Raw genomic sequence first — 11,496 nt, 5'->3', positions numbered from 1 at the left:
TGATGGGCTTCAACAACCCCTCGGTGTCGTGGTCCGAGATGGAGCGCCTGCTCAGCGGCCGCAAGCCCGCCGGCGCCGACGGCGGCGACAGCCCCGCCTGGTCCCGAAAGCGCGGCGCCTACACACCCCCGCCCATCGCCCGCCCCGACGACGTCGTGCCGTACGCCGAGCTGCACGTGCACACGTCGTTCTCGTTCCTCGACGGCGCCTCCTCCCCAGAAGAGCTCGTCGAAGAGGCCGAGCGCCTCGGCCTGCACGCCCTCGCCGTCACCGACCACGACGGCTTCTACGGCATCGTGCGGTTCGCCGAGGCCGCCGAGGCCCGCAGCGTCAAGACGGTGTTCGGCGCCGAGCTCTCGCTGGGGCTGCCCGGCCCGCAGAACGGCGAGCCCGACCCGCACGGTCGCCACCTGCTCGTGCTCGCCCGCGGCGAGGAGGGCTACCACCGCCTCGCGGCCGCCCTCACCCACGCGCAGCTGTCGGGCGGCGAGAAGGGCCGCCCCGTCTACGACCTGCACGACCTCGCCGCACGCGCCGACGGCCACTGGGCGGTGCTGACCGGATGCCGCAAGGGCGCCGTCCGCGCCGCGCTCGCCGCCGAGGGGCCCGCCGGCGCCGCCCGCGAACTCGACCTGCTCGTCGACCTATTCGGCCCCGATGCCGTCAACGTCGAACTCATCGACCATGGCGCCCCGACCGGCTCACGGGACAACGACGTACTGGCATCCCTCGCCGCCGAACGCGGCCTGCCGGTGCTCGCCAGCAACAACGTGCACTACGCCGCCCCCGAGCGGGCCGACCTCGCCGCCGCCGTCGCGGCCGTCCGCGCCAACCGCAGCCTCGACGAGCTCGACGGATGGCTCCCCGCAGGCGCCGGCGCGCACCTGCGCTCGGGCCGCGAGATGGCGCAACGCTTCGCCCGCTACCCCGGCGCCATCGCCCGCACCGTCGCCCTCGCCGACGAGCTGGCCTTCCCGCTGCGGCGCGCCAAGCCCGCACTGCCGAAGCTCCCCGTCCCCGAGGGCCACACCACCATGACGTGGCTGCGGCACCTCGTGTGGCAAGCCGTTCCCCGCAAGTACCCCGACGCGACCGACGCCGACCGGGCGCGCATCGAGAAGGAACTCGGGGTCATCGAGCAGAAGGACTTCCCCGGGTACTTCCTCATCGTCCACGGCATCGTGCAAGAGGCGCGCCGCCGCGGCATCCTGTGCCAGGGGAGAGGCTCTGCCGCCAACAGCGCCGTCTGCTATCTGCTGGACATCACCGCCGTCGACTCCATCGCCTACGACCTGCCGTTCGAGCGCTTCCTCTCGGCGCTGCGCGATGAGGAGCCCGACATCGACGTCGACTTCGACAGTGATCGGCGCGAGGAGATCATCCAGTGGGTCTACGCGACCTACGGGCGCGAGCGGGCGGCGCAGGTGGCCAACGTCATCCAGTACCGGCCGAAGAACGCCGTGCGCGACATGGCGAAGGCGCTCGGGCATTCGCCGGGGCAGCAGGATGCCTGGTCGAAGCAGGTGGAGCACTGGGGGCCGCTCCCCGAAGCCGACGCCGCTGCCGAGGTGCACGACATCCCCGACCGGGTGCTGCAGTATGCGACCGAGCTGCTGAAGGCGCCGCGGCATCTCGGCATCCACTCCGGCGGCATGGTGCTGACCGACCGGCCCGTGGGCGAAGTGGTGCCGATCGAGCACGCGCGCATGGAGAACCGCACGGTCATCCAGTGGGACAAGGACGACGCGGCGTGGATGGGGCTGGTGAAGTTCGACCTGCTGGGGCTCGGCATCCTCGCCGCTCTGCAGTACAGCTTCGATCTCATCGCGGATGCCACGGGGGAGCGGTGGGAGCTGTCGACCCTGCCCAAGGAGGAGCAGGCCGTCTACGACATGCTGTGCCGGGCCGATTCGATCGGGGTGTTCCAGGTGGAATCGCGCGCGCAGATGGGCCTGCTGCCCCGCCTGCAGCCGCGGCGGTTCTACGACCTCGTCATCGAGATCGCGCTGATCCGGCCCGGGCCCATCCAGGGCGGGGCGGTGCACCCGTATGTGCGGCGCAAGCTCGGGCACGAGCCCGTGACCTACCCGCACCCCAAGCTCAAGCCGGTGCTGGAGCGGACCCTCGGCATTCCGGTGTTCCAGGAGCAGCTCATGCAGATGGGCATGGCCGTGGGCGGGCTGAGCGGGGCGGATGCCGATGTGCTGCGCCGCGCGATGGGCTCCAAGCGCGGCATCGAGCGGATCGATTCGCTGAAGAAGAAGCTCTACGCCGGCATGGCCGAGAACGGCATCACCGGGGACCTCGCCGACGACATCTACGCCAAGATCCAGGCGTTCGCGAACTTCGGGTTCGCCGAGAGCCACTCGCTGTCGTTCGCGCTGCTGGTGTACGCCAGCTCGTGGCTGAAGCTGCACTACCCGGCGGCGTTCCTCGCCGGGTTGCTGCGCGCGCAGCCGATGGGGTTCTACTCGCCGGCGACCCTCACCGCCGATGCCCGCCGCCACGGCGTCGAGGTGCTGCGCCCCGACCTGCACCGCTCCGGGGTGGAGGCCGTGCTCGAGCCGGTGGGGGAGGCGGGCGCAGCGGCGGGGTCGCCGTCGTCACCGACACAGGAGGAATCACCGGAACAGGACGCTTCCGGGCGCAATCGTCCTGTCTTCGGTAGCCCGCCTGTCTCCGGGAGGAGGCCGACGGGGCGGGATGCCTGCACCGACCGCAAGCAACCCCCGGTGCCCGTCTTCGATCCTGCGGCCCCCGACGAGTCGGCGGCGCACCGCCGCGACGGCGCCTTCGCCGTGCGCCTGGGGCTCGCGGCGGTCAAAGGCATCGGCCAGCCGCTCGCCCAGCGCATCGTGGCCGAGCGCGAGGCGTCGGGGGAGTACCGCGACCTGCGCGACCTGGTGCGGCGCACCGGGGCGACCGCTGCACAGCTCGAGGCACTGGCGGCGGCGGGGGTGTTCGGATGCTTCGGGCTCAGTCGCCGCGAGGCGATCTGGCTCGCCGGCTCCGCCGCGCAGGATCGCGCCGAGTTCCTCCCCGGCACACTGGTGGCGGTGCAGCCGCCGCTGTTCTCCGACCCCACCAGCTACGAGGTGCTCGCCGCGGATCTGTGGGCCACCGGCATCTCGACCGACGACCATCCGCTGGCCCACTACCGGCCGAAGCTCGATGCCCGCGGGGTGCTGACCTCGGGCGAGCTGCGCACGCACGAGACCGGCCGCCGGGTGGAGGTGGCGGGCCTGGTGACGCACCGGCAGCGGCCGGCGACGGCATCCGGGGTGACGTTCCTGAACCTCGAGGACGAACACGGCCTCGTGAACATCGTCTGCTCGGTGGGGGTGTGGAACCGCTATCGCCGGGTGCTGCGCGATGCGCCCGCCCTCATCGCGCGCGGGCTGCTGGAGCGCTCACCCGAGGGCGTGACGAACCTGGTGGCGGATGCCTTCGAGGACCTGCGGGTGGGAGTGATGCACCGGTCGCGGGACTTCCGGTGAGTAACGCGCCACGTAAGCCCCGCAGAGAAAGCCGTTTTACTCGACGGGCGTTGATCGATGTCCAGGTTTGGTGAGTTCCAAGCTCACGAGGTGGCGTTGGAGGCGCTTGGTCATGGGGAGGAACGTGCTGAGGGTGAGGCCGCCTGAAAGGACTGCCCCCAACAGGGGGATCGACTTCGCTACACCACTCGCGAAGAGCTTCTTCGTCATCGTCACACCAAGATGCTTCGAGACCTGCTTGACGATCGGGTAGAGGACGCCCTTTGTGAGTGCCTGCTGGGGAAGCCTCTTCGCGACACTGGCGGCGACCATACCCGCGACTTTGGAAACACCGCCCTGTGCGATTTGGACACCGAACATCACGCCCACGAACAGGATGAGCAGGTTTTCGGTCGCTTCATCGAGCTCCTCGCCGGAATCGGCGAACAAGTCCGGCCAGCCGTATACGTAGGCAAGTTTTTGGGAAATGCGGAGCATGTGTCCCATGTACTGAGCGAGATCGGCCGGCACTGTCCCGATCATCGCCAGGCCGCCGGGAATGCCCGCAAAGGTCGACAGGCCGGTCACTTTGCTGGTCTCAAAGGTGATTGACGTGTTCGCGACGTCCGTGATGACTTTGAGCGGGATGCCAGCTGCCGCAGGGCTCTCGGCGATCGCGCGCTCGATCTGTTCTTCGGTGCAGTACCGTCTAAGCGCAGACCGAAGATACGCGGCCCGGTTGATTCTCACACCGGGCAGTTTCGCTGCTGCGTCAAGCACCTGCGCGAACCCCGTGTTGGGGTTCGCGATCTCCTTGGATTCGGTCATGCGGTCACGCTATCGCGAGAGTGCGACACAACAACGCGTGTGGTAGGAGAGCGGCGAAGATAGTCTCTCGTCATGGTCGATACCAAGCAGACGAAGACCGTCGGTGAGCACTATGCCGCGGCGGAACTCGCGCGCCGAGGGTGGGCGCCAGCTTTAACACGCGATGGGCTGGAACGCACCGATATCCTCGCGGTCAAGACCGACGGAGAGCGTCGTCTCATCGAGGTGCAGGTCAAGGCTGCGATGAACACCGCCTGGCGCCACGTGAACTGGCCGCTCGGCGACAAGTCGCAACAGCCAAGTGCGTCGGAGCACGAGTATTTCGTGATGGTCGGGGCGCTGACCGAAACGACAGTTCCACCCCGCTTTTTCGTGCTGCCACGCGCCCATGTCGCCGCTGCTGCCTGGATTACGCACCAGAATTGGCTGACTGAGCCGGGTATCCCCATTGGCAAGCGCAACGTTCCCGCCTCACGTTCGCGAGTGCACATTCGTACGTTTGAACAGTACGAGGACCGGTGGGACCTGCTCGACATCGACGAGAGCAAGTGTCCGGTGCTGCTGCCGACGGAGTATCGCACGCTCGCTCTCGACCCACGCGTCGGACTACCAGAGGGTCATGCTTGGCACTCGGCGCTGCCGTCATGCTAAATGCTGTGCTCACGATCGGCAGGCCCGATATGGGCAGGCGGGGTGCCATCCGTGCGGGCTGCGCGTCACGTCCATTTTGCAGGAGATCGGCCGTCGGATAAAGAACAGCACGGCCTGGTCAACGTCGTCTGCTGGGTGGGGCGTGGAACCGGTATCGCCGCATCCTGCGCGATTCGCCCGCGCTCATCGCAAGAGGGCTGCTGGAGCGCTCGCCGGAAGGGGTGACGAACCTGGTGGCGGATGCCTTTGGGGATCTGCGTGTGCGGGTGACGCACCGCTCGCGACTTCCGCTGACATACGGCAAAGGCCCCAGGTCGCAACCCGGGGCCTGTCGTCTCGTGGTGCGCGTCAGGGGCGCACGCCGAGCGCGAAGCTCAGCGATCCGTCCTCGCCGACCTGCGCGTCGAGCACGCGGTCGTCAAGCGGAACCATGGCCGCCTGCTCGACGAACACCCGCGCGCCGTCGGTCTCGATGACCGCGTCGCTGGGCTCGGGGGAGGAGGCCAAGGCCAACTCGAAGCCGGCCTCTGCCTGGTCGGCTTCACGGATGCGCAGGCCGCCGACTTTGGTCGGGATCTGCGACGTGAGGGTCTTGACTGCGCTTGCGGCGTTCTCGGTGAGTGTGAGCATGGTGCTCTCCTTCCGTGGATGGCTGCGAACCGGTTGGCTTGCGAGCCGGCCACGATTCCGAGAATGCGAGGCGGATGCAACCCGAGACGCCACGTCTGGGCGGACTCCCACCGGATACGGAGGTTGGGTCGGTCGCCCGCGACCCGGCCGGTAGAATCGACCGGTCAGCCTCTGTAGCTCAATGGAAGAGCAGTTGCGTCCTAAGCAAACGGTTGGGGGTTCGAGTCCCTCCAGGGGCACCATTTTTTCATGTCTGACCCAGGCTTTTCTGTGGCTAGACCATGAGGATCCGGTTTTGCCTGCTTTTTGCCCGCCCTCGGGGGGCTCTGAGGCCAGCGACGACCGACTTCAAAGCCCTTTCGACGCCGCAGAGTCTCGATCGATCAATAGACCCGTACGCGCGCCGGAACGCTTATCGGGTCGTCTCAGAGTCTCGAGCGCGGATGCGCTCGAGCATTGATTCGGCCTCCAGCGCCGCCTTCAACTGGCCGGTGTGCGCATTGAAAGGAATGACAAGAGAGCTCATGGCTCGGGTGAAGAGCGCGACGTCGTGCGGGTCAGGTACTGGCTCGCCGCAGCAGTTCTGCAGGAGGGACGCTTGAGGGGACCCGAGTAGTCCTTCACCTGCGCGGCAATGCGATGAGCCTGAGAAAATGGCACCGAGCCCCGCGCATCTCCATAACCGAGCGCACGCATGTGACGAACTGCCAACGTCTCGGCGGCCTGCCGCGTGGTGTCCACGAACAGAGTATCGGCGCCCTCGACACGGGCTCGCCTTTCACAAGGGTGCCGGTATGAAGCCTGCCGCCCGAAGTGCCCGGACTTCTTCGCGCGGGGCGTTGTCAAGCATCCATTCCTCGCTCTGGGCGTTCACGAGCGAGACGATGTCGAGACGGTCCTTCGGCTTCGGCATGTTCTGCCAAACGCCCGTTAGTGAGGTCTCGAGTTCAATGGTGCGATTCGCTGCTGCAGTGGTGTCGGCGTAGCGGACGTTGAAGTGGTCAGGGCCGACCCAGAAGGACTGCCGCTCGAGCAGCGGCGCAATCTCGCTCAGTTCCTGATTGAAACGCGGACTCCGCACGGTCCAATGGGGCTTGAATCGGCCCTTCTTGTCGAGCTCGGCCATCGCGTACCGTAGTGCACCCAGTCGAACCATCACTGTTGCTCGTCTACGCCACAAGTGGTCCCAATCGTCCTGGGTTGCCAGCGGGGCCACGGGCCGGTTCGGCGATCCCGACGCAATCTCGGACCTCGAGGCCCCGTCGAACTCCGCCAGGTCGAGAAGTCCACGCACATCGACTTCTGACCGCAGGGCGAAAGTCAAGCGACTCTCAATCTGGAAGACGAGCGCCCGGTACGCTTCCAGCCGCGCGAGCTCGATATCCCAGTGCCGCGGGATGACTCGCTCCGCTGCCTCCTGCTCGTCGAACAGCCTAAAGGCGCCGGCCAGCAGCTGCTCGAACTCGTCAAGCTGTGCGCCATCGCCGAGGGCTCGCAGGCGCGCTTCGAACTCCGGCCACATCTCAATGACGGAGAGATGTCGACGGACGGCGACGGGATATTCAGTGTGCCGTTCGTGGTCCCAGATGGAGGGGGACTCGTTCTCCCGCAAGTGTTGCGCGCGTTGGAGTTCGGTATGCTTCGCCATCACACGTTCGGCTCGTGAATTGGACTTGTGCTTCTCGTTCAGCTCTGAGGCTCTGCGGCTTTCCGGCGAGACCGCGCCTGTTTCGTCAAAGGAAAAGAGCGCGATGCCACGTTCGTCGGCGTAATCACGCGCCGCCTGCGAGTAGCCGCTGAGCGCGTAAAAGAGGTGCTCTGCGTAGCCATGAGCGGCGCCGGCGAGCCGTTGGATGTCAGGCCGGCCGACCGCCGTGACGTAGTTTTTCACCTGCGCCGCAACTCGGTAGGTCTCCGAAATGGCGTCGATCCCGCCATCGGCACCGCCAACTGTGGTCTTCGCGTCGGAGAAGCCCAGCGCGTGCATATGCTCAACCGCGAGGGATTCCGCTTGCTGCCAGGTGTAAGTCACACCGACAGGGTATCTATGGCGTTGGCGCCGGGTCGGGGTGAATGCCCGAGCCGGTGTGATGTCAGGGCCAAAGGCCAGCAACGCACCAAGTTGGCTCCGTGGCGAATGCGTTCGCTCGCTGGGCAACAGCTCTCTACCCCATCGACAGCAACGACATCCCCCGACGTGGTCGAAGAGCCTCGGTACAAGGACGGCATCGTTCAGTCATCCTCGACACCGAAGTCGGCGGACTGCTACGACGCGAGTTTTGAAACTCTGAACCTCACCGATCATTCTCGGCGCACCGGACGTACGCAGCGTGCCATGCGACAGCGCTCACTCAAGTTGGCCACCTCCGCCGAGCAATTCTGAGGAACTTCGCTGAGCGCATTATCGTCCGACGCTAGGGTGACCTGATGAACGCGTTCGACCCCAATCGGTTCTGGCCCAACGGAGATGCGGACTCGCGCGAGTGGTGGTACATGGAAGGGGCCGACCGGCAGGAGTGGCGTGAAGCCTGTCGTGAGGCGTACAAGCGCAACCCCCGCGAGTATGCCGACCCCGAGAGCATCCTCGTCCTGGTCTCCCACGAGGAAGCGAGCGGCGCGCCGATCTATGGGCCGGGAGCGGGATACGGCCTCGCACCGACGTGGAGCCCCGTGCGTGGTACTGACTACGTGGCGGCATCGACGTGGGATATTCCTGCCGGCGAGGCGCGAGCGATCATCGTCGATCTCGTCCCCACGCCCGATAACCCGCATGACCCCACGGCGGTTGCTGTCGAGTACGAAGGCGTCAAGCTTGGCAACCTCTCGCGCGGCTATGCCGCTTACGCGCACTGGAAGTTCCGGCAGCTGAACTATCAGGGGCTCCGTGTCAGGACGGCGGCGGCGTACCGCGCGTTCTATCGTCCGGGGATCCGGCTGGCCACCCCGGAGGCCTTCGTCGCGCTCCCGACCCTGCCTGGGCTGGATCGGTACATGCCGTCCATGGAGGAGCAGAGCCTGGGGTTCCGCCGTCTCTGGGAGGCACTCGACGTGAGTCTTCAGGACGAGATTCGCGACGACTGGTACCACCTGTCCGAGGAGGCCGCCCAGAAGCTGATTCGATACTCGCCGGCATTCCCGGAGCTCACCTTGCCCACGCAGGCGAGCTCCGATCTGCCGAAGGCATTCGACGTCGCTATGCAGACGGTGCGTCTCGAGGAAGCGGCGGCCCGAGCAGCCGAAAAGGAAGCTGCGAAGGCTGCGGAGCGCGAATCGATCAAAGTGCTCGCTACCGAGCGGCTTACCCGCGCAGAGATCGCGGAAGAGCTGCAGATTCCTCGTGGACGCGTCGACCGCATCGTCAAGGAACTCGGGATTGCTGCGGACGTCGAAGTCCGCCAAGCATCTCGGATCAGCGACGAGCGCAAGCAGGAGGTTCTACAGCGCGCAATGCGCGGCGAGTCGAACGCTCAGATCGAGCGCGAGGTGAAACTGGGCAAGGGGCGTGCCGCCAAGATTCTCAGTGAGAGCGGTATCTCTCGAGGTCCCATCGCCTGAGGTCTCAGCGACCGACACCGCGCATCGATGGAGCGCAGACTCGACGCTGCGAATGAGGCATTGACCCTGCAGGATGCCGGGCTGACTCGCGCGGAGATCTCGATCCGACTCGGTGTGAGTTCGTCTACAACCAAGACATACCTCGCAGATGCTCGGTTCTTCGCGGCGCCTGAAGCAAACCTGACGCGCCTCGACCATGCCGCGTCGGCACGGCGCCGGCGCCTCACGAGCGGGCAGGCCCGCAATGAGGCTGAGAGGCGCGGGATTGCTGACGGCAACATGCTCGACCTGGTCAACCCAGACTGGATCTGAGCAGGAAGCGCCTGCAGCGCGTTGACGTGCGGCTCGATCGCTGTCGTTCGGCAGACGAAGACGACGACCCAGCTCGCGACGGCTCTCCGCTCAGGGACCAGCGCGTCCTCGACGCCCGGGCCGCCCATGGCGTTGACGCCCACGCCCGCACTCACGAGTTTGAAGGGTAGGGCGGTCGACTGAGCCCTCGTCCCGCTGCGTGAGGATCCCCACCACCCGGCTTGTAGAAAGGCGCACGCGGGTCGGGCCAGCGACGTGCAGGACGCGGCAGAGCGTGGACGTCGACGGTGGTTCCAGTCCTTCAGCACGCTGGTGCCAGGCGGTGGCGACCCTGCCCCGCATCGAGGCCCTCAGCCGTCAATGCCGTGCGCAGCGTGGTGCGGCGTCTCCGCACGGTCTCGGCGACGGCGGGGTGAGCTCAGCCGGGGCCACGCGATCGGGTGTCCAGCCCCGCCAGCCAGCTCGTAGCTCGTGGTCTCGGTAGCGGGCGAGGAGTTTGTGCAGATATGGGGCGGCTGATCCCACACTTGGCGGTGGAGCGCCATACGGCCTCCGCCGGTCGTCTCGGTCCCGCGAGAGTTAATACTTCGGACGTCCGTGTTGCGCGGACGGACGGCGGACCCTGTCTCCTGGAGCCCGGCGATCGGGCGAGGCTGAGTGTCTTCCGACTAGTCGATAGGCTGGAGGCCTGGTGGAGTGCTGGGGTCTTCGCGCGGAAGCGAGGAGCGAGGCATCTGGCATGCGAGGGCGTGCCCTCAATCTCCTGATGTCGTCTGTGGGCAATACGGTCGTACGGAGGCCGGGTTCTCAAAAAGGGGGTGCTTGCCGATGGCGGATCGTAGTGTCGAGCGATATGCGCTGTCGTTCACATCTGGCGGGCTCCTCGTAACCGAAGCGTGGCACACGGCCGAGGTCTGGAGTCGTGTGCGGGACTGGGCCCTCGTTCGTGCGGAGCTGATGGAGTCAAATACGCTGCAGAGCAGGACGGTCCAATCGCGCCGCACTGTGAGTCGAGAGGTAGTGGGGCGCCTTTCGGAGCTGAGCGCGGACGAGATGTCACTGCTGAGAGAATCATCACCCCAGGAGCGTGCACACCTCATGTGGGTAGCTGCCTGTCGACGCTACACACTTGTGGGGGAGTTCGCCGAGGAGGTCGTCCGCGAACGGTTCCTCCTCCTCACGCCGTCCCTCAAGCGAGGAGACTTCGACATCTTCGTTCGAGGCAAGGCGCTCTGGCATCCCGAGCTAGACGCACTTCAGGACAGCACCCGACGCAAGTTGCGTCAGAACCTATTTCGGATGCTTCGCGAGGCGGGCCTCGTGAGCGACAGTGGTGAAATCCTGAGCGTCATCCTGTCGCCGGGAATCGAGTCTCTGCTCGATCTCCGGCGTCCGAGCGACGTCCGCTTCTTCCCAACTTCGACAGAGGTGAGCGTGTGATCGGTACGGAACTCTTCCGCCAGGAGGAGCACTTATTCGCGGTGCTCAGCGGCAGGCGATTCCTCAATATGGAGGGGCTGAGTAACGAGGTGCCCTTCTTCATATACCCCTACCCGCCGGAGTACGCGCTCGACGTCGCGAAGGCGAAAAAGCGGATCAAGACCCGGCTCGCGACCGAGAAGGGCATCCAGGTCCGCGAGGTCAACCTCTACGACCTGTCGGTGGAGATCCTCAAACAACGTGGCGACTGGGAGGAGATCCTCGAGATCGAGCCGACGATCGACAAAGCGGAGTTCACCGAGGTGCTGCGCTCGATGCTCAACCCGCAGCAACACCTCGCCCCGGCGATTGCCGCGAAGACTGCCGATGGCGGGTTCGACGTTTTCTTCCTCACCGGAATCGGTGAGGTCTTCCCGTACATCCGGTCGCACAACGTGCTGAACAACCTACAGAGCGTGGTGACCGGCAAGCCGATGCTCATGTTCTTTCCCGGCCAATACAAGCAATCCGAGACCCTGGGATCGTCGCTGGAGTTGTTCGGGACCCAGCACGACGACCAGTACTACCGCGCCAAAAATATCCTGGAACAGGAACCCTAACCGCC

General features: G+C 66.1%; 9 protein-coding genes, 1 tRNA gene and 1 pseudogene. 8 read left to right on the top strand and 3 right to left on the bottom strand.

The window, feature by feature from the left end; translation table 11 throughout:
• Window positions 1-2: 2 nt before the first annotated feature.
• Entirely contained in the window at window positions 3-3,497 is a 3,495-nt protein-coding gene (locus QNO14_RS10270; protein WP_257505189.1) for an error-prone DNA polymerase, read from the top strand.
• A gap of 36 nt (window positions 3,498-3,533) precedes the next feature.
• Here QNO14_RS10270 and QNO14_RS10265 read toward each other — a convergent pair whose 3' ends face one another.
• Window positions 3,534-4,304 carry an EcsC family protein gene (locus tag QNO14_RS10265; RefSeq protein ID WP_257505188.1) on the bottom strand — a complete coding sequence of 257 codons (771 nt, stop codon included), beginning with the start codon at window positions 4,302-4,304 and terminating at the stop codon, window positions 3,534-3,536.
• A gap of 72 nt (window positions 4,305-4,376) precedes the next feature.
• Between QNO14_RS10265 and QNO14_RS10260 the strand changes: the two genes are divergently transcribed.
• Window positions 4,377-4,955, top strand: coding sequence for a hypothetical protein (locus QNO14_RS10260; RefSeq protein WP_257505187.1), 579 nt, complete (start codon window positions 4,377-4,379; stop codon window positions 4,953-4,955).
• 99 nt (window positions 4,956-5,054) lie between these two features.
• Window positions 5,055-5,239: pseudogene (locus QNO14_RS15360) on the top strand (hypothetical protein); the annotation flags it as partial.
• A gap of 64 nt (window positions 5,240-5,303) precedes the next feature.
• Here QNO14_RS15360 and QNO14_RS10255 read toward each other — a convergent pair.
• Window positions 5,304-5,585, bottom strand: a complete 282-nt coding sequence (locus QNO14_RS10255; RefSeq protein ID WP_257505185.1) for a Fe-S cluster assembly protein HesB — start codon at window positions 5,583-5,585, stop codon at window positions 5,304-5,306.
• A 167-nt stretch (window positions 5,586-5,752) separates the two neighbouring features.
• On the opposite strand from QNO14_RS10255, the gene QNO14_RS10250 reads away from it, so the two are divergent.
• Window positions 5,753-5,827, top strand: a tRNA-Arg gene (locus QNO14_RS10250).
• Window positions 5,828-6,363: 536 nt separating this feature from the next.
• On the opposite strand, the gene QNO14_RS10245 is transcribed toward QNO14_RS10250, so the two are convergent.
• Window positions 6,364-7,617 (bottom strand): restriction endonuclease, encoded by a 1,254-nt coding sequence (locus tag QNO14_RS10245; RefSeq protein ID WP_257505184.1) that lies wholly within the window; start codon window positions 7,615-7,617, stop codon window positions 6,364-6,366.
• A 395-nt stretch (window positions 7,618-8,012) separates the two neighbouring features.
• Here QNO14_RS10245 and QNO14_RS10240 point away from each other — a divergent pair, with 395 nt between their 5' ends.
• The 4 genes from QNO14_RS10240 (at window position 8,013) to QNO14_RS10225 (ending at window position 11,491) form a co-directional block, all read left to right on the top strand.
• Window positions 8,013-9,140: an HIRAN domain-containing protein gene (locus QNO14_RS10240; RefSeq protein WP_257505183.1), complete on the top strand. Its 1,128-nt coding sequence runs from the start codon at window positions 8,013-8,015 to the stop codon at window positions 9,138-9,140.
• Between the two features lie 27 nt (window positions 9,141-9,167).
• The gene (locus tag QNO14_RS10235; RefSeq protein WP_257505182.1) at window positions 9,168-9,452 is read left to right on the top strand and encodes a helix-turn-helix domain-containing protein; all 285 of its coding nucleotides are present in this window, start codon (window positions 9,168-9,170) and stop codon (window positions 9,450-9,452) included.
• Window positions 9,453-10,280: 828 nt separating this feature from the next.
• Window positions 10,281-10,892: a DUF1819 family protein gene (locus QNO14_RS10230; protein ID WP_257505181.1), complete on the top strand. Its 612-nt coding sequence runs from the start codon at window positions 10,281-10,283 to the stop codon at window positions 10,890-10,892.
• A complete protein-coding gene (locus QNO14_RS10225) occupies window positions 10,889-11,491 on the top strand; it encodes a DUF1788 domain-containing protein (protein ID WP_257505180.1) in 603 nt (200 codons plus the stop codon). Before QNO14_RS10230 ends, QNO14_RS10225 begins: the two co-directional genes overlap by 4 nt.
• The last annotated feature ends 5 nt before the right edge of the window (window positions 11,492-11,496 follow it).

Source organism: Microbacterium sp. zg-Y625, from assembly GCF_030246925.1.
GTDB lineage: Bacteria > Actinomycetota > Actinomycetes > Actinomycetales > Microbacteriaceae > Microbacterium > Microbacterium jiangjiandongii.
Note: the sequence above shows the minus strand (reverse complement) of the source record. Positions and strands in the feature narration are given on the sequence as shown.

Excerpts from the sequence above, each read along its gene's own strand:
- QNO14_RS10270 (WP_257505189.1), top strand. The coding sequence starts at position 3 with ATGGGCTTCAACAACCCCTCGGTGTCGTGGTCCGAGATGGAGCGCCTG.
- QNO14_RS10265 (WP_257505188.1), bottom strand. The coding sequence starts at position 4,304 with ATGACCGAATCCAAGGAGATCGCGAACCCCAACACGGGGTTCGCGCAG.
- QNO14_RS10260 (WP_257505187.1), top strand. The coding sequence starts at position 4,377 with ATGGTCGATACCAAGCAGACGAAGACCGTCGGTGAGCACTATGCCGCG.
- QNO14_RS10255 (WP_257505185.1), bottom strand. The coding sequence starts at position 5,585 with ATGCTCACACTCACCGAGAACGCCGCAAGCGCAGTCAAGACCCTCACG.
- QNO14_RS10240 (WP_257505183.1), top strand. The coding sequence starts at position 8,013 with ATGAACGCGTTCGACCCCAATCGGTTCTGGCCCAACGGAGATGCGGAC.
- QNO14_RS10235 (WP_257505182.1), top strand. The coding sequence starts at position 9,168 with ATGGAGCGCAGACTCGACGCTGCGAATGAGGCATTGACCCTGCAGGAT.
- QNO14_RS10230 (WP_257505181.1), top strand. The coding sequence starts at position 10,281 with ATGGCGGATCGTAGTGTCGAGCGATATGCGCTGTCGTTCACATCTGGC.